Source organism: Caldimonas sp. KR1-144, from assembly GCF_049446155.1.
In the GTDB taxonomy this organism is placed as follows: Bacteria; Pseudomonadota; Gammaproteobacteria; order Burkholderiales; family Burkholderiaceae_C; genus Rivibacter.
The window spans coordinates 77,247-94,992 of the sequence record NZ_JBMSEE010000012.1 but is presented as its reverse complement, the minus strand read 5'-3'; the positions used below and the strand labels follow the sequence as shown (position 1 = coordinate 94,992).

Genomic DNA, 17,746 nt, shown 5'->3' with positions numbered 1-17,746 from the left:
TCAGTCGGCGGTCGCCGGCTCGGCCCTGTTGGGCTTGCCATTCGTGCGCGGCGGCTGGATGTCCAGCACCGGCTGACCTTCGGCGTCGATGTCCACCGTCAGCCGGCCTCCGTCGACCAGGCGACCGAACAGCAGCTCGTCGGCCAGCGCGCGGCGGATGGTGTCCTGGATCAGCCGTTGCATCGGACGCGCGCCCATCAGCGGATCGAAGCCCTTCTTCGCCAGGTGCTTGCGCAAGGCGTCCGTGAAGGTGACCTCGACCTTCTTCTCGGCCAGCTGGCTCTCGAGCTGGAGCAGGAACTTGTCGACCACCCGCAGGATGATCTCCTCGTCCAGCGCGCGGAAGTTGACGATGGCGTCGAGCCGGTTGCGGAACTCGGGCGTGAACAAGCGCTTGATGTCGGCCATCTCGTCGCCCTGCTCGCGGGCGTTGGTGAAGCCGATCGTGGCCTTGTTCATCGTCTCGGCGCCCGCGTTCGTGGTCATGACGATGATCACGTTGCGGAAGTCGGCCTTGCGCCCGTTGTTGTCGGTCAGCGTGCCGTGGTCCATCACCTGCAGCAGCACGTTGAAGACGTCCGGGTGCGCCTTCTCGATCTCGTCGAGCAGCAACACCGCGTGCGGCTTCTTCGTGATCGCCTCGGTCAGCAGGCCGCCCTGGTCGAAACCGACGTAGCCCGGCGGCGCGCCGATCAGCCGGCTGACCGTGTGGCGCTCCATGTACTCCGACATGTCGAAGCGGATCAGCTCGATGCCCAGCGTGAACGCGAGCTGGCGCGCGACCTCGGTCTTGCCGACACCGGTCGGGCCGCTGAACAGGAACGAGCCGATCGGCTTGTCCGGCTTGCCGAGGCCCGAGCGCGCCATCTTGATCGCCGAAGCCAGCGCGTCGATCGCGGCGTCCTGGCCGAACACCACGTTCTTGAGGTCGCGGTCGAGGTTCTTCAGCTTGCCGCGGTCGTCGTTGCTGACGCTCGCGGGCGGGATGCGCGCGATCTTCGCGACGATGTCTTCGACCTCGCTGCGCGTGATGGTCTTCTTCTGCTTGCTCTTGGGCAGGATGCGCTGCGCGGCGCCGGCCTCGTCGATCACGTCAATCGCCTTGTCCGGCAGATGGCGGTCGCTGATGTACTTGGCCGACAGCTCGGCCGCGGCCTGCAGCGCGCCAAGCGCGTACTTGACCTGGTGGTGATCCTCGAAGCGCGACTTCAGTCCCTTGAGGATCTCGATCGTCTGCTCGACCGAGGGCTCCACCACGTCGATCTTCTGGAAGCGCCGCGACAGCGCCGCGTCCTTCTCGAAGATGCCGCGGTACTCGGTGAACGTGGTCGCGCCGATGCACTTGAGCGCGCCGCTCGACAGCGCCGGCTTGAGCAGATTGCTCGCGTCCAGCGTGCCGCCCGACGCCGCGCCGGCGCCGATCAGGGTGTGGATCTCGTCGATGAAGAGGATCGCGCCCGGCTGGTCCTTGAGCGACTTCAGCACGGCCTTCAGGCGCTGCTCGAAATCGCCGCGGTACTTGGTGCCGGCCAGCAGCGCGCCCATGTCGAGCGCGTAGACGTTGGCATCGGCGAGCACCTCGGGCACGTCGCTTTGCGTGATGCGCCAGGCCAGGCCCTCGGCGATCGCGGTCTTGCCGACGCCGGCCTCGCCGACCAGCAGCGGGTTGTTCTTGCGCCGGCGGCACAGCACCTGGATCACCCGCTCGACCTCGAGCTCGCGGCCGATCAGCGGATCGATCTTGCCTTCGCGTGCCAGCTGGTTGAGGTTCTGAGTGAACTGCTCCAGCGGCGAGCCCTTGCCCTCCGCGGCTTCTTCCTTCTCGGCGTCGGCGCCGCCGTCGCTGGACTTCGACGGCTCCGGCGGCTCGCTCTTCTTGATGCCGTGGGCGATGAAGTTCACCACGTCCAGGCGCGTCACACCCTGCTGGTGCAGGTAGTAGACGGCGTGCGAGTCCTTCTCGCCGAAGATGGCAACCAGCACGTTGGCGCCGGTCACTTCCTTCTTGCCATTGCCGGTGGACTGCACGTGCATGATCGCGCGCTGGATCACGCGCTGGAAACCCAGCGTGGGCTGGGTGTCCACCTCGTCGGTACCGCCGACGGTGGGCGTGTTCTCCTTGATGAACTGCGTCAGGCTCTTGCGCAGGTCATCGATGTTGGCCGAGCACGCCTTCAGCACCTCGGAGGCCGAGGGGTTGTCGAGCAGAGCCAGCAGGAGATGCTCGACCGTGATGAATTCGTGCCGCTGCTGCCTGGCCTCGACGAAGGCCATATGCAGGCTGACTTCTAGTTCCTGGGCAATCATGCGGCCTCCATGGTGCATTGCAACGGGTGTCCCGACCGCTTGGCGGCCGCGAGCACCAACTCGACTTTCGTGGCGGCGACGTCCTTGGTGTAGACGCCGCACACGCCTTTGCCTTCGTGATGGATCTTCAGCATGATCTGCGTGGCTGTTTCGATGTCCCGCTGGAAGTACTCCTGCAGCACCATCACGACGAACTCCATCGGGGTGTAGTCGTCGTTCAGCATCACGACCTGGAACAGCCGGGGAGGTTCGACCTTGGCCGTTTTCCGCTCGGCCACGACCGCACCCTGACCGTCGTCCGGCCGGGGCAAGACGCTCGGCACTGCGGGGGGTTTGATCGGGTCGTCCGGCATGGAATTCATTCTATAGACAGCGTCCGATCCGCACTCGCGCCAGGGGGCTCGGACGACCCTTTGCGTGGGCAGATGGCGACTGATTCCCCGCGTTCAAGGCATGACGCCTGGGCGCCACGGCGAGGGCATGGATCCGACACGCCTCTTGGCCGCCCCTGCCGCGGGCAGGGGCTTACCGGGTCCGCGCCATTGACACCCCGAAAAGCGCTCGCCAAGAATGACCCAATAACGATAGTGCACCCGTTTGAGGAGGGCGTCATGGCCAACGGGACCGTCAAGTGGTTCAACGATGCAAAGGGCTTCGGCTTCATCGAGCCGGAGGGGGGTGGCGAAGACGTCTTCGCCCATTTTTCGGCCATCCAGATGGAAGGCTTTAGGACGCTCAAGCAGGGCAGCCGCGTGACCTTCGAGCTGGTCGAAGGTCCCAAGGGCAAGCTGGCGCAGAACATCACGCCGGTCGATGCCCGTAGCGGTGCCGCCGTCCGCAGCGAGGCAGCGCCCCAGCCGAGCCCCTGAGGCCGGCCGAGGCTGCCGCCAAGCTGACACGACGGCCGCCGGGCAAGACAAAAGCACAAGCGACATGAAAGAAGGGCCCGCCGATGGCGGGCCCTTCTGATTTCGTTCGATTCCGGCGGCCAGCGCCGGCGGTTCACATGTGGTCGATCATGACCTGGCCGAATCCCGAGCAGCTGACCTGCGTCGCGCCATCGAGCAGACGGGCGAAGTCGTAGGTCACCTTCTTGGACAGGATGGCCTTCTCCATCGAGCTGATGATCAGGTCGGCCGCTTCGGTCCAGCCCATGTGACGCAGCATCATCTCGGCCGAGAGGATCTCGGAGCCCGGGTTGACGTAGTCCTTGCCGGCGTACTTGGGTGCGGTGCCGTGGGTGGCCTCGAACATCGCGACCGAGTCCGAGAGGTTTGCGCCCGGGGCGATGCCGATGCCGCCGACCTGCGCCGCCAGCGCGTCGGAGACGTAGTCGCCGTTGAGGTTCAGCGTCGCGATCACCGAGTACTCGGCCGGGCGAAGCAGGATCTGCTGCAAGAAGGCGTCGGCGATCGCGTCCTTGACGACGATGTCCTTGCCCGTCTTCGGATTCTTGAACTTGCACCACGGGCCGCCGTCGATCAGCTCGGCGCCGAACTCCTTCTGGGCCAGGGCGTAGCCCCAGTCACGGAAGCCGCCTTCCGTGAACTTCATGATGTTGCCCTTGTGAACCAGGGTGACCGAGGGCTTGTCGTTGTCGATCGCGTACTGGATGGCCTTGCGCACCAGGCGCTCGGTGCCCTCCTTCGAGACCGGCTTGACGCCGATGCCCGAGGTCTCGGGGAAGCGGATCTTCTTGACGCCGAATTCCTCTTGCAGGATCTTGATCAGCTTCTTGGCCTTCTCGCTCTGGGCTTCGAACTCGATGCCGGCGTAGATGTCTTCCGAGTTCTCGCGGAAGATGACCATGTCGGTCTTCTCGGGCTCCTTGACCGGCGAGGGCACGCCCTTGAAGTAGCGCACCGGGCGCAGGCAGACGTAGAGGTCCAACTCCTGGCGCAGCGCGACGTTCAGCGAGCGGATGCCGCCGCCGACCGGCGTGGTCAGCGGGCCCTTGATCGAGACCACGTACTCCTTGAGCACCTGCAGGGTCTCTTCCGGCAGCCAGACGTCCGGGCCGTAGACCTTGGTCGACTTCTCGCCGGCGTAGATCTCCATCCAGTGGATCTTGCGCTTGCCGCCGTAGCTCTTCTCGACGGCCGCGTCCACGACCTTGATCATCACCGGCGTGATGTCGAACCCGGTGCCGTCGCCCTCGATGTAGGGAATGATGGGCTGGTCGGGCACGTTCAGCGAGAAGTCCTTGTTGACCGTGATCTTCTGGCCGCCCGTGGGCACCTTGATGTGCTGGTACATGTCGATGAGTCTCCGCTCGGGGATCGATAAGGCTGCGGGAGGGTTCTTTTCGGGCCGGCGACGGTGTCGGACCGAGCCGGCGATTGTAGGCGAGCGACTCTAGCGCTCGGGCCTTCGGGGCTTCACTGGCGCTGCGATCAGGATGGCAGGCACCAGGCCTGAACCTCGCCCGCCACGCCGTGGCGCCACAACGCCCACAGTCCGGCGGCGGTCAGCAACGCGCCGGCCAGGCGCAGCGCGACCGTCGGCGGCACGACCTGGCGGTTGCCCCGTCCCAGCCGCCACAGCCACGACCCGGCCGCGAGGCCCGCCGAACTGCCCAGCGCGAAGGCCGCCATCACGGCAGCGCCGTGCCAGGGTGTCGCCCCCAGCGTCGCGACCGCCAGCGCCGCGTAGAGCAGGCCGCAGGGCCACGCCACCCAGGCGAGTCCGGCGGCGCCGGCGCGCCAGCCACCCCCAGCCGACGGCGCTTCGATCGCGAACGCGCCGCGCTGGCCGGCGGGCGCCACGACGATCGGCCGAGCGTCATCCGCAGCGCCGATGCGACGCAGCCAGCCCGGCATGCCGGTGGCCGACCAATACGGTGCCCGGCCGGTCACCAGCAGCCACAAGCCCAGGACCATCGCCGCCACCTGCAGCAGCGTCCACAAGGGCTTCAGCGCCACCGACGCGCGCGCCAGCTCGAACAGCGCGCCGCTGCCCGCGGCCGCCAGCGCACCGGCCGCCGTGTAGGCGAGCGCGCGGCCCGCGTGCCAGGCGAGCAGCGCCCGCCGCGGACGCTGCGGATCGCAGCGCGAGGCCAGCGCCGTGCAAGGCGCGGCGCACATCGCGATGCAATGCGGACTCCCGGCCAAGCCGATCAGCAGGCCGGACAGCAGCAGGGAGCCGTCCATCGACGGATCCTCAGATCACCTTCGAGTAGTGCTCGCGCGCACGGTCGCTGCGCAGCGGCCTGTCGAACACCATCGCGATCACACGCACGAAGTACCAGCCCAAGGGCGTGACCTCAAGGCCGTCGGCGTCGATCGTCACCAGGCCGTCGTCGGCCAGTGCCTGCAGCTCCGCCAATTCCTCGGCGAAGTAGGTGCGGAAATCGATCAGGTGCGCCAGCTCGATCGACTCGAACGCCAGCCGCCCCTGGCACATCAGCGCCATGATCACCGCGCGGCGCAGCAGGTCGTCCCGGCTGAGCGCCAGACCGCGCACGACGGGCAGCACGCCCGCGGCGAGCAGTTCCTGGTACTCGGCCAGATCCTTGGTGTTCTGGCTGTAGGTCGCGCCGACGCGGCCGATTGCCGAGACGCCGAGCGCGATCAGATCGCCGTCGGGCTGTGTGCAGTAGCCCTGGAAGCTGCGATGCAGACGGCCCTGCCGCCGCGCAACGGCCAGCGAATCGCCCGGCAGCGCGAAATGGTCCATGCCGATGTACTCATAACCCGCCTCGAGGAAGCCGTCGATCGCCTGGGCCAGCAGCGCCACCCGCTCTCCCGCACCGGGCAGTTCCTCGGCGACGATGCGCCGCTGCGGCTTGAAGCGCTGCGGCAGGTGGGCGTAGGCATACAGCGCGATGCGGTCGGGCCGCAGCCGGGCGATCTCGCGCACGGTGCGCGCGAACGACGCCGTGGTCTGCCGCGGCAGGCCGTGGATCAGGTCGACGTTGATCGACTCGAAGCCCAATGCCCGCGCATCGCGCATCAACGCCTCGATCTGCTCGAGCGGCTGCACGCGGTGCACCGCCTGCTGCACCGCTGCGTCCAGATCCTGGACGCCGAAGCTGATGCGGTTGAAGCCCAGCTCGGCCAGCCACGCCAGCCGCGACGTGTCCACGGTCCGCGGGTCCACCTCGATCGAGCATTCGGCACCGGGCTGCAACGCGAAGCTGCGCCGCAGGCTGGTCATCAGGCGCAAGAGCTCGGCATCGCTGAGGAAGGTCGGCGTGCCCCCGCCCAGGTGCAGCTGCGCGACCGGCCGGTGCGGCCCGAGCGCCTGCGCCTGCAGCGCCATCTCCGTCTCCAGCGCCGCCAGATAAGGCTCGGCACGGCCATGCTGGCGCGTGACGACCTTGTTGCAGGCGCAGTAGTAGCACAGCGACTCGCAAAACGGGATGTGAACGTAGACCGACAAAGGTTCGCCGCCATGCAGCGCCCCGCCTTCGCGGCGTTGGGCCAGCGCCTGCAGGTACTGCTCGGCGCCGAAGGCCTCGACGAAGCGATCGGCGGTCGGATAGGAGGTGTAGCGAGGCCCGCCCTTGGAGAAGCGGCGCAGCAGCTCGGCGTCGATCATGGGCGCCACGGATTTCGGCTCGGTGAGCATGCGAAGGACTGTGCCGCCCGGGTCCGCGCAGTCGCTTGATCTCCGTCAAACAGCGCTTGCGCGGCGGCGCCGCACGAGTTCTCGCGCTGAGCTGCATCACGATAATTTCGCGCATGAGTGCTTCTGCCGATTCAACGCGCATCGAGGCCGTCAAGGTCGCATGCTCGAGTTGCAACCTGCGCGAGCTGTGCCTGCCGCTCGGGCTGTCCGCCGACGAACTGGACCGGTTGGGGCGCTTCGTCGCGCCGCCGCGTTCCGTGCGCCGCGGCGAGCCCCTGTTCCAGGCCGGCGATCGCTTCACGTCGATCTACGCCGTACGCACCGGATTCTTCAAGACCCGCGTCGTCGCCGACGACGGCCGCGACCAGGTCACCGGCTTCCAGATGGCCGGCGAACTGCTCGGCCTGGACGGCATCAGCAGCGACCGCCACACGGTCGATGCGGTCGCGCTGGAAGACTCCCAGGTCTGCCAAATCCCGTACGAGCAGCTCGAGAAGCTCTCGCGCGAGTTCACGCCGCTGCAGCAGCAGTTCCACAAGATCATGAGCCGCGAGATCGTGCGCGACCACGGCGTGATGCTGCTGCTGGGCAGCATGCGCGCCGAGGAGCGTGTGGCGGCCTTCCTGCTCAACCTCACGCAGCGCCTGCAGGCGCGCGGCTTCTCGCCGACCGCGCTGGTGTTGCGCATGACGCGAGAGGAGATCGGCAGCTACCTCGGTCTCAAGCTCGAGACCGTGAGCCGCACCTTCTCCAAGTTCCAAGACGACGGCCTGCTCGAGGTCAAGCAGCGCGACGTGCGCGTGCGCGACGCCGCCGGCCTGCGCCGGCTGGTCGCCGCGACCAGCTGCTGAACCGCGGTCAGCGAGAAGCGCTGCCCGAAGGCAGCGGCGTCGCCGCGTGATTGCGTCCGGCCATTGCCGGCGCGGCGCTGCGCTCGCGCGTGACCGGCACCGCCGGCACGCTGGCGTCGGCGCCGTTCACCGCCAGCACGGCGGTCAGCACACCCGCCACCACCACCGCCAGCGGCCCGGCGATCACGAGCCAGACGATCGGAAAGCGCCACCACGGCGCGCACGCAGCTTGGGTCGTCATCGCGGCACCACGAAAGTCGAGGTTTCGATCACCGGCGCGCGGCCGGCACCTTGAACGTCGATCACGAACTCGATGCGATGCGCACCGGGCCCGATCGACAGCGCCGCTTCGGGCGGCACCTGCACCGCCAGCGGCAGCCAGCGCGACTCGGCCGCGCCGAGCTCGGTGACCGCCGAGCGCGTCAGCACCTTGGCGCCGTCTATGCCGCGCACCGACACCTGCACGCGCAATGCCGCCTCGGACGAGCTCATCAGCTGCAGGCGGTAGCTGTTCTCGATGCGACCGTCCTCCACCAGCCGCGCCAGGCTGCCGCGATCGCGCACCACGTCGACGCGCAGCGGCGCGCGCAGCGCCACCGATGCGACGAAGGCCACCGAGATCAGCAGCAGCACCAGCGAGTACACGAGCACGCGCGGGCGCAGCACGCGCCGCCAGCCAAGGCGCGCGCCGCCATCGATCTCGCGCTGCGTCGCGTAGCGGATCAGGCCGCGCGGGTAGCTCATCTTGTCCATCACGCCGTTGCACACGTCGATGCAGGCGGCGCAGCCGATGCATTCGTACTGCAGGCCGCGGCGGATGTCGATGCCGGTCGGGCAGACCTGCACGCACAGCGTGCAGTCGATGCAATCGCCCTTGCCCTGGCCGCGAAGCTGGGCATGCGCCATGCTGCGCGGTCGCGAGCCGCGCGGCTCGCCGCGGCCCGGGTCGTAGCTGATGATCAGCGTGTCGTGGTCGAACATCGCGCTCTGGAAGCGCGCGTACGGGCACATGTACTTGCATACCTGCTCGCGCAGGAAGCCGGCGTTGCCGTAGGTGGCGAAGCCGTAGAACAGGATCCAGAACGATTCCCAGGGGCCCAGGCCGAAGGACATCGCACCCGCCCACAGCTGGCGGATCGGCGTGAAATAGCCGACGAAGGTGAAGCCGGTCCACAGCCCGATCGCACCCCACGCGAGGTGCTTGCCGCCGCGGCGCAGCAGTTTCTCCAAGGTCCACGGCGACGCATCGAGGCGGATGCGCGCGTTGCGGTCGCCTTCGAGCCTTTCCTCCACCCACATGAAGATCTCGGTGTAGACCGTCTGCGGGCAGGCGTAGCCGCACCACAGTCGCCCCGCCACCGCAGTGAACAGGAACAGGCCGTAGGCGCAGACGATCAGCAGCGCCGTGAGGTAGATGAAGTCCTGCGGGTAGAGGACGAGGCCGAAGATGTAGAAGCGCCGCTCGATCAGGTCGAACAGCACCGCCGGGCGACCATTCCACGTGAGCCACGGCAGGCCGTAGAAGACCAGCTGGGTGAGCCACACCAACACCCAGCGCCAGGCGGCGAACCAGCCGTGCACGGCACGCGCATGGATGGTCGCCTCCTTGCGGTAGAGCGACACGATCTCGACGGTCGCATCGCCTGCGCGGGCCGGGGACTCGTTCATCCGCCCGCCTTCCCGATGACGTTCATCGCGCCGCCACGGTCTGACCGCGCATGCCGGTCACGTAGCCGGCGAGGATGCGGACCTGCACGTCGCTGAGACGCTCGCCGAAGGCCGGCATCTGGTTGTGCTTGCCGTTGGTGATCATCGCCATCACCGCTGCCTCGCCCCATCCGTGCAACCAGATGCGGTCGCTCAGGTTCGGCGCGCCGAGTGCCTGGTTGCCCTTGCCGTCGATGCCGTGGCAGGCCGCGCAGGCGCCGAACTTGCTCTTGCCGAGCTGGGCCGCGATGTTGTTGTGCGGGCTGCCCGACAGGCTGAGCACGTAGTTCGCAACGTTGCGCGCGTCCTCGGCGCTGCCGAGCGCGGCCGCCATCGGCGGCATCATGCCCTGGCGCCCCTTGGTGATCGTCTCGACGATGTTCTCGGGCTTGCCGCCCCACAGCCAGTCGTCGTCGGTCAGGTTAGGAAAGCCCTTGCTGCCGCGCGCGTCCGAGCCGTGGCAGGTGGCGCAGTTGTTCAGGAACAGCCGCTCGCCGATCGCGCGCGCGCCGGCGTCTTGCGCCAGGGCCTCGACACTCATCGGCTGGAAGCGCGCGTACACGGCCTCCATCTGCGAGCGCGCCCGCTCGTTGGCGGACGCCACTTCGCCCGGCGAAGTCCAGCCCAACTGCCCCTTGGAGCTGCCCAGCCCGGGGTACAGCAGCAGGTAGACGATCGAGAACACCACCGTCAGCACGAACAGCACCATCCACCAGCGCGGCAGCGGGTTGTTCATCTCGCGCAGGTCGCCGTCGAAGACGTGACCGGTGGTGTTGTCGTTGGCCATCACGGTGCGCTTGCTCGCGACCACCAACAGCCACAAGCAGGCGACCAGACCGACGATCGTCACCACCGCGACGAAGATCGACCAGCCGTTCGAGACGAAATCGCTCATGCCTTTCTCCCTTTTTCTTCGTCGGCGAACGGCAGCAGCGCGGCCTCGTCGAAGCGCGCGCGGTTGCTGCGCGCACAAGCCCAGGCCACGATGCCGATGAAGGCCGCGAACAGCAGCACCGTCACCGCAATGCGTGCGTCGTTGATGTCCATCGCGCCCTCCTCACTTCACCGCGGTGCCGAGCACCTGCAGGTAGGCCACAAGGGCGTCGAGCTCGGTCTTGCCCTTGAGCTCGGCAGCGGCGCCGGCGATCTGCTCGTCGGGATACGGCACGCCCAGCGTGCGCAGCGCGCGCATCTTGGGCTCGGCCTCCTCGGGCTTGAGCGGCGCCGTGGCCAGCCACGGATAGGCCGGCATGTTCGACTCCGGCACGAGGTCGCGCGGGTTGTGCATGTGGATGCGGTGCCACTCGTCGCTGTAGCGCCCGCCGACGCGTGCGAGATCCGGCCCGGTGCGCTTGCTGCCCCACTGGAACGGATGGTCGTAGACAAACTCGCCGGCCTGCGAGTACGGCCCGTAGCGCAGCGTCTCGGCGCGCAGCGTGCGGATCATCTGGGAGTGGCAGCCGTAGCAGCCTTCGCGCAGGTAGATGTCGCGCCCGGCGAGCTGCAGCGCGGTGTAGGGCTTGAGGCCGTCGACCGGCTGGGTGGTGCTGCGCTGGAAGAACAGCGGCACGATCTCGACGATGCCGCCGACGGCCACCACCAGCACGATCAGCACGATCATCAGGAAGTTGTTGGTCTCGATGCGCTCGTGCGTGAAGCCGCGCGAGGCCGTGTCGTGGGATGCGTTCATGTCGTTGTTGCTCCCTGCTTCAGGCCGCGACCGGGACGGCACGTGCAAGCGCTGCGGCACGGTCGCCGCCCATCGCGGTCTTCACCACGTTCCAGGCCATCAGCAGCATGCCGCCAAGGTACAGCAGGCCGCCGGCGAAGCGGATCACGTAGAAGGGATAGGTTGCCTTGACGCTCTCGACGAAGCTGTAGACCAGCGTCCCGTCGGGGTTCACCGAGCGCCACATCAGTCCTTGCATCACGCCGGCGATCCACATCGCGGCGATGTAGAGCACGATGCCGATGGTCGCGATCCAGAAGTGCAGCTCGATGGCCTTGACGCTGTACATGCGCGTCTGGCCGAACATGCGCGGGATCAGGTAGTACAGCGATCCCATCGAGATCAGGCCCACCCAGCCGAGCGCGCCGGAGTGAACGTGGCCGATGGTCCAGTCGGTGTAGTGCGACAGCGCGTTGACCGTCTTGATCGACATCATCGGCCCCTCGAAGGTCGACATGCCGTAGAACGACAGCGCGACGATGAGGAACTTCAGGATCGGGTCGTCGCGCAGCTTCTGCCATGCGCCCGACAGCGTCATGATGCCGTTGATCATGCCGCCCCAGCTCGGCGCCAGCAGCACCAGCGAGAACACCATGCCGATGCTCTGCGCCCAGTCGGGCAGCGCGGTGTAGTGCAGGTGGTGCGGACCCGCCCACATGTAGGTGAAGATCAGCGCCCAGAAGTGGACGATCGACAGGCGGTAGCTGTAGACCGGGCGCTCGGCCTGCTTGGGGATGTAGTAGTACATCATCCCCAGGAAGCCGGCGGTGAGGAAGAAGCCCACCGCGTTATGGCCGTACCACCACTGCACCATCGCGTCCTGCACGCCGGCGTAGGCCGAGTAGCTCTTCCACAGGCTCACCGGCATGGCGGCGCTGTTGACGATGTGCAGCAGCGCCACCGCGAGGATGAAGCCGCCGAAGAACCAGTTGGCCACGTAGATGTGGCGCACGCGGCGCTTGCCGATGGTGCCAAAGAAGACGATCGCATAGGCCACCCACACGGCAGCGATCAGCAGGTCGATCGGCCACTCCAGTTCGGCGTACTCCTTGCCCTGCGTGTAGCCCAGCGGCAGCGTGATCGCCGCGGCGACGATCACGGCCTGCCAGCCCCAGAAGGTGAAGTCCGCCAGCCAGGGGGCGAACAGCTTCGTCTGGCTGGTTCGCTGGACGACGTGGTAGCTGGTGGCGAACAGCGCGCAGCCGCCGAACGCAAAGATCACCGCGTTCGTGTGCAGCGGCCGCAACCGGCCATAGCTGAGCCAAGGGATGCCGAAGTTGAGCTCGGGCCAAGCCAGCTGGGCCGCAATGAACACGCCGACCGCCATGCCGACCACGCCCCACACCACCGCGGCGAGCGCGAACAGGCGCACCGTGCGATCGGCATAGGCCGCAGCCGGCGCGGCCTGCGCGGACGCTGAAGCGGCTGATCCTCGACTCATCATTGCACTCCTCATGCGCCCCGGCAGGGCGTTCCTCGCAATGGGTCGAATTCTCGAAAGCGGGGCGCGCGGCGGGCTTGACCGGCATCAAGCTACGGGCGGTTCGCCCGTGTCGATCGCGTCGAGCACGCGCTGGCCCTCGCGTTCGAGATCCTCGAACTGGCCGCCGTGCAATGCCCAGCCGAACAGCGCGATCAGGCCCAGCACGAGCAGCACCGACAGCGGCAGCAGGAGGTAGAGGATGTCCATCGATGAACTCAGCGCGCCAGCCGCAGCGCATTGCCGATCACGATCAGCGAGCTGGCCGCCATGCCCAGTCCGGCGGCCCAGGGCGGCAGCCAGCCGGCCAGCGCGAGGGGCACGCTGGCGGCGTTGTAGAACAGCGCCCACGCGAGGTTCTGGCGGATCGTGCGCATTGCCCGCGCCGCGAGCGCGCGCGCCTCGCGCACGGCGCCCAGGCGCGAGCCGAGCACCACCATGTCGGCGCGCTGCTGCGCGAGCGCCGCGCCGTGGCCCAGCGCGACCGAGACGTCGGCCTGTGCGATCACCGGGCCGTCGTTCAGGCCATCGCCGACCATCAGCACGCGGTGGCCGGCGCGCTGCAGCGCCCGCAGCTCAGCGAGCTTGTCCTGCGGACTTGCGCCGTGCCGCCAGGTCCGCAAGTGCAGGCGCTCGGCGACCGCCGCGACCGGGCTCGCCTGGTCGCCCGACAGCAGCCGAGACTCGACGCCATCGGCGCGCAGGCCCTCGACGAGGCCGAGTGCATCCGCGCGCAGCACCTCATCGAACTCGAAGCGCAGCGCGCGATCGCCTTGACCAAGCGGCGCAAACCACACCGCGGGGCGCCGCTGCGGCTCGCCCGTGTCGACGCCGACCCACGCGGCCGAGCCGAGCCGCCACGCGCGACCCGCCTCGTCGATCGCCTCGACGCCGCGCCCGGGCTCCTCGCGCACGCTGCGCCAGCCCTCGAAGCCGGTCGACGCGCGCAGCGACGCGAGCGAGCGCGCCAGCGGATGCGACGACTGCTGCGCCAACGCCACCGCGCGCGCGAACTCGCGCTGGTCGGGCACGCCGCCGTCGCGGCGCGTCGCCTGCACGAGGCTCAGCCGGTCTTCGGTCAGCGTGCCGGTCTTGTCGAACAGCGCAACGTCGACGCGCGCCAATGCCTCGATCGCGTCGAGCCTTTGCACCAGCACGCCGCGGCGCGCCAGCGCCCCCGCGGCTGCCAGCAGCGCGGTCGGTGCCGCCAGCGACAGCGCGCACGGGCAGGTCACGATCAACACTGCGATCGCAACGGACAGCGCGCGCGACGGATCGACGGCCTGCCACACCAGGGCCGCCAGCATGGCGACCAGCAGCACCACGACGACGAAGGGCGCGGCCACGCGGTCGGCCATGCGCAGCAGCGCCGGCCGCTCGAACAACGCACGCTCCATCAGGTCGACGATCTGGCGATGGCGCGTGTCGGCACCGAGCCGCTCGATCAGCACCTCGACCGGCGCGGCGAGATTCACGCTGCCGGCGACGACTTCATCGCCCTGTCCACGCTCGACCGGGCGCGATTCGCCGGACAGCAGCGCCTCGTCGACGCTGGTGCGGCCCTGCACGATGCGCCCGTCGCCCGCAAAGGCCTGGCCGGCGACGATGCGCACGTGGTCGCCCACCGCGAGCCGCGAAGTCGCCACGCGCTCCCAGCCTCCGCCCGGCAGCGCACGCTCGACGCTGTCGGGCAGCTCGCGCAGCAAGGCGTCGAGCGCCCCGGCGCTGCGCAGGCGCAGGCGCTGCTCGAGCCAGCGCCCGGCCAGCAGGAAGGCGACGAACATCGTCAGCGAATCGAACCAGACCTCGCGACCGAACGCGCCGCCGGGGTCGACGGTCGCGCCGGTCGACGCGACGAAGGCGATCGCGATGCCGAGCGCGACCGGCACGTCCATGCCGACGCGCCCGGCGCGCAAGCTCTGCCAGGCGCCGCGGAAGAACGGCGTTGCGCAGAAGAACATCACCGGCAGCGTCATCACCCAGCCGGCCCAGCGCAGCAGCGCATCGAGATCGGGCGCGAGCTCGCCGGGTGCCGCGACGTACGACGGCGTCGCGACCATCATCACCTGCATCATCGAGAAGGCGGCAACGAACAGGCGCCACAGCGCCAGGCGCGCCTCGTTGCGCTGGGCCTGCAAGGCGGCTTCGCTGCGTGCCGGATGGGCGCTGTAGCCGGCGCGCTGCACGGCGTCGATCAGGCTGGCGGCCGAGGTGCGCGCCGGATCCCAGCGCACGCTGGCGCGCTGCGCGGCCGCATTGACCTCGGCGCCGGCAACGCCCGGCACGCGGCACAGCGCGGCCTCGATCAGGCCGGCGCAAGCCGCGCAATGCAGGCCGCCCAGGGCCAGGCGGGTGGTCGCCTCGCGCAGGCCGTCGGGGCGCTGTCGCCAGGAGGTGCAGTCGGCCAGCTCGCTTTCGTCGGCGAGCGCGGCGGCATGGCGGGGATCGAGGCTTGCGGCGTGCATGGCATGCGCTGTCAGCGCCGCGGCAACACGGCTGCGTTAATCTAGCCGTGCCCCCTTGATGACCGACTGATGCAGCTCAAGTTTTCGACCGCGCGACCGGCCACCCGACTTGCCATCGCCGCCGCCGCGCTGGCGGCCCTCGGCGCCGTTGCCCAGGACGCACCGCAACGCCTTCCCGCCGTGCAGCTGCAGGCGGGCATGCACCTGATCCGCGCCGAGGTCGCGCGCAACGACGAGCAGCGCGCCATCGGCCTGATGCATCGCGATGCGATGGGCGCCAACGAGGGCATGCTGTTCGTGTTCGAGCGCGCGGGCACGCAATGTTTCTGGATGAAGAACACGCGCATCCCGCTGACCGCCGCCTTCATCGACGACCAAGGCCGCATCGTCAACCTTGCCGACATGAAGCCGCAGACCCTGGACTCGCACTGCTCGACCAAGCCGGTGCGCTACGTGCTCGAGATGAACCAGGGCTGGTTCGCCAAGCGCGGTATCGCCCCCGGCGCGCTGATCGGCGGCATCGTCCAGCCGCGATGAACGAAAAAGGCCGGTCGCTGACCGGCCTTTTCGCTGCGGTGAAGATCTCGCCTCAGGCGAAGTTCTTTTCCGCGAAGCCCCAGTTCACGAGCGAGTTCAAGAAGGTCTCGACGAACTTCGGGCGCGCGTTGCGGTAGTCGATGTAGTAGGCGTGCTCCCAGACGTCGATTGTCAGCAGCGGCTTGTCGGCCGTGGTCAGCGGCGTGCCGGCCGCGCCCATGTTGACGATGTCGACCGAGCCGTCGGCCTTCTTCACCAGCCAGGTCCAGCCTGAACCGAAGTTGCCGACCGCGCTCTTGGTGAATGCTTCCTTGAACGCCGCGTAGCTGCCCCACTTGGCGTTGATCGCAGCTGCCAGCGCGCCCGAGGGCTCGCCGCCGCCTTGCGGCTTCATGCAGTTCCAGAAGAAGGTGTGGTTCCAGATCTGCGCCGAGTTGTTGTAGATGCCGCCGCTGGACTTCTTGATGATGTCCTCGAGCGAGGCGTTCTCGAACTCCGTGCCCTTGATGAGGTTGTTCAGGTTGGTCACGTAGGCCGCGTGGTGCTTGCCGTAGTGGTACTCGAAGGTCTCCTTCGAGAGGTGCGGCACGAGGGCGTCCATCGCATACGGCAGCGGCGGCAGGGTGTGTTCCATGTCGGTGTCCTTCCTTGAGGGTGGGTGACCGGTTGTCGGCGCAGTGGTGGTTTCGTTCGATTCCGAAAACGATTGTAGGCAGCGCCTTCGGCCTTGATCGCCGTGCTGGCTTGCGTGGCTCGGCTCAGCGCGCCGGCGAGGGGGCCGGCTCGACCGACAGCACCTGCGCCTGCGCACGGCCGTCGGACAGCACGGCCTCGATGGTCTCGCCCGCGTGCATCTGCGCCACTGAGATCAGCGTGCGGCCCTGTGCATCCGTCAGGCGTGCATAACCGCGCGCCAGCACGCGCTGCGGATCGAGCCCGGCCAGTCGCGCGTCGAGCAACTGCACGCGACGCTGGCGCTCGGACAACTGCAGCTGCACAGCATGTCGCAGCGCCACGGCCTCGCGCGCCATGGCCTGACGCTCGCGCTCGAGGCGAACGCGCGGCGCGACGCCGATGCGCTGCGCCAGCATCGCCAGCCGCTGGCGATGGCCGGCCAGCGCCTGCGCCGGGCGCGCCAGGCGCAGCGCGGCGCGGTCCAGGCGCTGCGACTGCAGGTCCAGGCGCGCGTGGAGCGTGCGCCTGAGGTGCTGCGCCAGCACGTCGAGGGTCGAGAGCAGGTCGGCGCGCGGCAGCGCGGCGAGCTCGGCCGCGGCCGTGGGCGTCGGCGCGCGCAGGTCGGCCACGAAGTCGGCCAGCGTCACGTCGGTCTCGTGGCCGACCCCGCTGACCACCGGCATCTCGCACGCGGCGATGGCTCGCACCACGGCGACCTCGTTGAAGGCCCACAGGTCCTCCAGCGAACCGCCGCCGCGGCACACGAGCAGCACGTCGACCTCGGCACGCCGCGACGCCAGCGCGATCGCCGCCGCCAGCTGGCCCGGCGCCTCGGCGCCTTGCACCGCGCTGGGATAGACCAGCAGCTCGACCTGCGGCGCACGGCGCGCCAGTGCGGTCGCGACATCGCGCAGGACCGCGGCGCCCAGCGAGGTGACGATGCCGATGCGCCGCGGATACAGCGGGATCGGCCGCTTGCGCGCCGGATCGAACAGGCCTTCGGCCTCGAGCTGCGCCTTCAGACGCAAGAAGCGCTCGTAGAGCGCGCCGGCGCCGGCGCGCTGCAGCGACTCGACGACGAACTGCAGTTCGCCGCGCGGCTCGTAGACCGCCACGCGCCCGCGCAGCTCGACCTCGTCGCCCTCCTTCGGCATCTCGGTGAGCAGCGAGGCCGCGCGACGGAACATCGCGCAACGCAGCGCGGCGCTGCCATCGGCGTCCTTGAGCGTGAAGTAGCAATGCCCGCTGGCAGCGCGGGTGAAGTTGCCGATCTCGCCGCGCACCGACACGACGGCAAAACGCGCCGCGAGCGCGTCGGCCACCGCATGCACGAGCCCGGCGACGCTCCAGACCTGCCGACCGAGCGGTGCGCCGCCATCAAGCGCAGCCATCGGCACCCCCGATTCGCGCGGCGCGCATCGCGCCG

General features: G+C 68.8%; 18 protein-coding genes. 3 read left to right on the top strand and 15 right to left on the bottom strand.

Annotated features, from left to right (window positions below; genetic code table 11):
* Both clpA and clpS read right to left on the bottom strand, forming a co-directional pair.
* Positions 1-2,307, bottom strand: a complete 2,307-nt coding sequence (gene clpA, locus ACO2TI_RS22550; protein WP_423287701.1) for an ATP-dependent Clp protease ATP-binding subunit ClpA — start codon at positions 2,305-2,307, stop codon at positions 1-3.
* Positions 2,304-2,660, bottom strand: a complete 357-nt coding sequence (gene clpS, locus ACO2TI_RS22545) for an ATP-dependent Clp protease adapter ClpS (protein ID WP_423287699.1) — start codon at positions 2,658-2,660, stop codon at positions 2,304-2,306. The genes clpA and clpS overlap by 4 nt, the downstream gene beginning before the upstream one ends.
* A 258-nt stretch (positions 2,661-2,918) precedes the next feature.
* Here clpS and ACO2TI_RS22540 point away from each other — a divergent pair, with 258 nt between their 5' ends.
* Positions 2,919-3,176, top strand: a complete 258-nt coding sequence (locus tag ACO2TI_RS22540; RefSeq protein WP_423287697.1) for a cold-shock protein — start codon at positions 2,919-2,921, stop codon at positions 3,174-3,176.
* A 133-nt stretch (positions 3,177-3,309) separates the two neighbouring features.
* On the opposite strand, the gene icd is transcribed toward ACO2TI_RS22540, so the two are convergent.
* The 3 genes from icd to hemN all read right to left on the bottom strand — a co-directional run bounded on the left by icd (position 3,310) and on the right by hemN (position 6,846).
* Complete coding sequence (gene icd, locus ACO2TI_RS22535; protein ID WP_423287695.1) at positions 3,310-4,563, bottom strand: NADP-dependent isocitrate dehydrogenase; 1,254 nt, start codon at positions 4,561-4,563, stop codon at positions 3,310-3,312.
* A gap of 137 nt (positions 4,564-4,700) precedes the next feature.
* A complete protein-coding gene (locus tag ACO2TI_RS22530) occupies positions 4,701-5,456 on the bottom strand; it encodes a sulfite exporter TauE/SafE family protein (protein WP_423287693.1) in 756 nt (251 codons plus the stop codon).
* Positions 5,457-5,466: 10 nt separating this feature from the next.
* Entirely contained in the window at positions 5,467-6,846 is a 1,380-nt protein-coding gene (gene hemN / locus ACO2TI_RS22525; RefSeq protein WP_423287691.1) for an oxygen-independent coproporphyrinogen III oxidase, read from the bottom strand.
* A gap of 143 nt (positions 6,847-6,989) precedes the next feature.
* Here hemN and fnr point away from each other — a divergent pair, with 143 nt between their 5' ends.
* Positions 6,990-7,727 (top strand): fumarate/nitrate reduction transcriptional regulator Fnr, encoded by a 738-nt coding sequence (fnr, locus tag ACO2TI_RS22520; RefSeq protein WP_423287689.1) that lies wholly within the window; start codon positions 6,990-6,992, stop codon positions 7,725-7,727.
* A 7-nt stretch (positions 7,728-7,734) separates the two neighbouring features.
* Here fnr and ACO2TI_RS22515 read toward each other — a convergent pair whose 3' ends face one another.
* The 8 genes from ACO2TI_RS22515 to ACO2TI_RS22480 form a co-directional block, all read right to left on the bottom strand.
* Positions 7,735-7,968, bottom strand: a complete 234-nt coding sequence (locus tag ACO2TI_RS22515) for a nitrogen fixation protein FixH (protein WP_423287687.1) — start codon at positions 7,966-7,968, stop codon at positions 7,735-7,737.
* Positions 7,965-9,395, bottom strand: a complete 1,431-nt coding sequence (ccoG, locus tag ACO2TI_RS22510; RefSeq protein WP_423287685.1) for a cytochrome c oxidase accessory protein CcoG — start codon at positions 9,393-9,395, stop codon at positions 7,965-7,967. The genes ACO2TI_RS22515 and ccoG overlap by 4 nt, the downstream gene beginning before the upstream one ends.
* Positions 9,396-9,417: 22 nt before the next feature.
* Positions 9,418-10,329 (bottom strand): cytochrome-c oxidase, cbb3-type subunit III, encoded by a 912-nt coding sequence (gene ccoP, locus ACO2TI_RS22505; protein WP_423287683.1) that lies wholly within the window; start codon positions 10,327-10,329, stop codon positions 9,418-9,420.
* A complete protein-coding gene (locus ACO2TI_RS22500) occupies positions 10,326-10,481 on the bottom strand; it encodes a cbb3-type cytochrome oxidase subunit 3 (protein ID WP_423287681.1) in 156 nt (51 codons plus the stop codon). The genes ccoP and ACO2TI_RS22500 overlap by 4 nt, the downstream gene beginning before the upstream one ends.
* A 10-nt stretch (positions 10,482-10,491) precedes the next feature.
* A complete protein-coding gene (gene ccoO, locus ACO2TI_RS22495; protein WP_423287679.1) occupies positions 10,492-11,124 on the bottom strand; it encodes a cytochrome-c oxidase, cbb3-type subunit II in 633 nt (210 codons plus the stop codon).
* 19 nt (positions 11,125-11,143) lie between these two features.
* A complete protein-coding gene (ccoN, locus tag ACO2TI_RS22490) occupies positions 11,144-12,604 on the bottom strand; it encodes a cytochrome-c oxidase, cbb3-type subunit I (protein ID WP_423287677.1) in 1,461 nt (486 codons plus the stop codon).
* 87 nt (positions 12,605-12,691) lie between these two features.
* The gene (ccoS, locus tag ACO2TI_RS22485; protein WP_423287675.1) at positions 12,692-12,853 is read right to left on the bottom strand and encodes a cbb3-type cytochrome oxidase assembly protein CcoS; all 162 of its coding nucleotides are present in this window, start codon (positions 12,851-12,853) and stop codon (positions 12,692-12,694) included.
* An 8-nt stretch (positions 12,854-12,861) separates the two neighbouring features.
* Positions 12,862-15,108 (bottom strand): heavy metal translocating P-type ATPase, encoded by a 2,247-nt coding sequence (locus ACO2TI_RS22480; protein ID WP_423287673.1) that lies wholly within the window; start codon positions 15,106-15,108, stop codon positions 12,862-12,864.
* Positions 15,109-15,177: 69 nt separating this feature from the next.
* Here ACO2TI_RS22480 and ACO2TI_RS22475 point away from each other — a divergent pair, with 69 nt between their 5' ends.
* Positions 15,178-15,645, top strand: a complete 468-nt coding sequence (locus ACO2TI_RS22475; RefSeq protein ID WP_423287671.1) for a DUF192 domain-containing protein — start codon at positions 15,178-15,180, stop codon at positions 15,643-15,645.
* Positions 15,646-15,697: 52 nt separating this feature from the next.
* On the opposite strand, the gene ACO2TI_RS22470 is transcribed toward ACO2TI_RS22475, so the two are convergent.
* Positions 15,698-16,279, bottom strand: a complete 582-nt coding sequence (locus tag ACO2TI_RS22470) for a superoxide dismutase (RefSeq protein WP_423287669.1) — start codon at positions 16,277-16,279, stop codon at positions 15,698-15,700.
* A gap of 124 nt (positions 16,280-16,403) precedes the next feature.
* Positions 16,404-17,711 carry an exodeoxyribonuclease VII large subunit gene (xseA, locus tag ACO2TI_RS22465; protein WP_423287667.1) on the bottom strand — a complete coding sequence of 436 codons (1,308 nt, stop codon included), beginning with the start codon at positions 17,709-17,711 and terminating at the stop codon, positions 16,404-16,406.
* Between the last annotated feature and the right edge of the window lie 35 nt (positions 17,712-17,746).

Bases quoted from the DNA above. Each gene is read 5' to 3' on its own strand.
- clpA (WP_423287701.1), bottom strand. From the start codon at position 2,307: ATGATTGCCCAGGAACTAGAAGTCAGCCTGCATATGGCCTTCGTCGAG.
- clpS (WP_423287699.1), bottom strand. From the start codon at position 2,660: ATGCCGGACGACCCGATCAAACCCCCCGCAGTGCCGAGCGTCTTGCCC.
- ACO2TI_RS22540 (WP_423287697.1), top strand. From the start codon at position 2,919: ATGGCCAACGGGACCGTCAAGTGGTTCAACGATGCAAAGGGCTTCGGC.
- icd (WP_423287695.1), bottom strand. From the start codon at position 4,563: ATGTACCAGCACATCAAGGTGCCCACGGGCGGCCAGAAGATCACGGTC.
- ACO2TI_RS22530 (WP_423287693.1), bottom strand. From the start codon at position 5,456: ATGGACGGCTCCCTGCTGCTGTCCGGCCTGCTGATCGGCTTGGCCGGG.
- hemN (WP_423287691.1), bottom strand. From the start codon at position 6,846: ATGATCGACGCCGAGCTGCTGCGCCGCTTCTCCAAGGGCGGGCCTCGC.
- fnr (WP_423287689.1), top strand. From the start codon at position 6,990: ATGAGTGCTTCTGCCGATTCAACGCGCATCGAGGCCGTCAAGGTCGCA.
- ACO2TI_RS22515 (WP_423287687.1), bottom strand. From the start codon at position 7,968: ATGACGACCCAAGCTGCGTGCGCGCCGTGGTGGCGCTTTCCGATCGTC.
- ccoG (WP_423287685.1), bottom strand. From the start codon at position 9,395: ATGAACGAGTCCCCGGCCCGCGCAGGCGATGCGACCGTCGAGATCGTG.
- ccoP (WP_423287683.1), bottom strand. From the start codon at position 10,329: ATGAGCGATTTCGTCTCGAACGGCTGGTCGATCTTCGTCGCGGTGGTG.
- ACO2TI_RS22500 (WP_423287681.1), bottom strand. From the start codon at position 10,481: ATGGACATCAACGACGCACGCATTGCGGTGACGGTGCTGCTGTTCGCG.
- ccoO (WP_423287679.1), bottom strand. From the start codon at position 11,124: ATGAACGCATCCCACGACACGGCCTCGCGCGGCTTCACGCACGAGCGC.
- ccoN (WP_423287677.1), bottom strand. From the start codon at position 12,604: ATGAGTCGAGGATCAGCCGCTTCAGCGTCCGCGCAGGCCGCGCCGGCT.
- ccoS (WP_423287675.1), bottom strand. From the start codon at position 12,853: ATGGACATCCTCTACCTCCTGCTGCCGCTGTCGGTGCTGCTCGTGCTG.
- ACO2TI_RS22480 (WP_423287673.1), bottom strand. From the start codon at position 15,108: ATGCACGCCGCAAGCCTCGATCCCCGCCATGCCGCCGCGCTCGCCGAC.
- ACO2TI_RS22475 (WP_423287671.1), top strand. From the start codon at position 15,178: ATGCAGCTCAAGTTTTCGACCGCGCGACCGGCCACCCGACTTGCCATC.
- ACO2TI_RS22470 (WP_423287669.1), bottom strand. From the start codon at position 16,279: ATGGAACACACCCTGCCGCCGCTGCCGTATGCGATGGACGCCCTCGTG.
- xseA (WP_423287667.1), bottom strand. From the start codon at position 17,711: ATGGCTGCGCTTGATGGCGGCGCACCGCTCGGTCGGCAGGTCTGGAGC.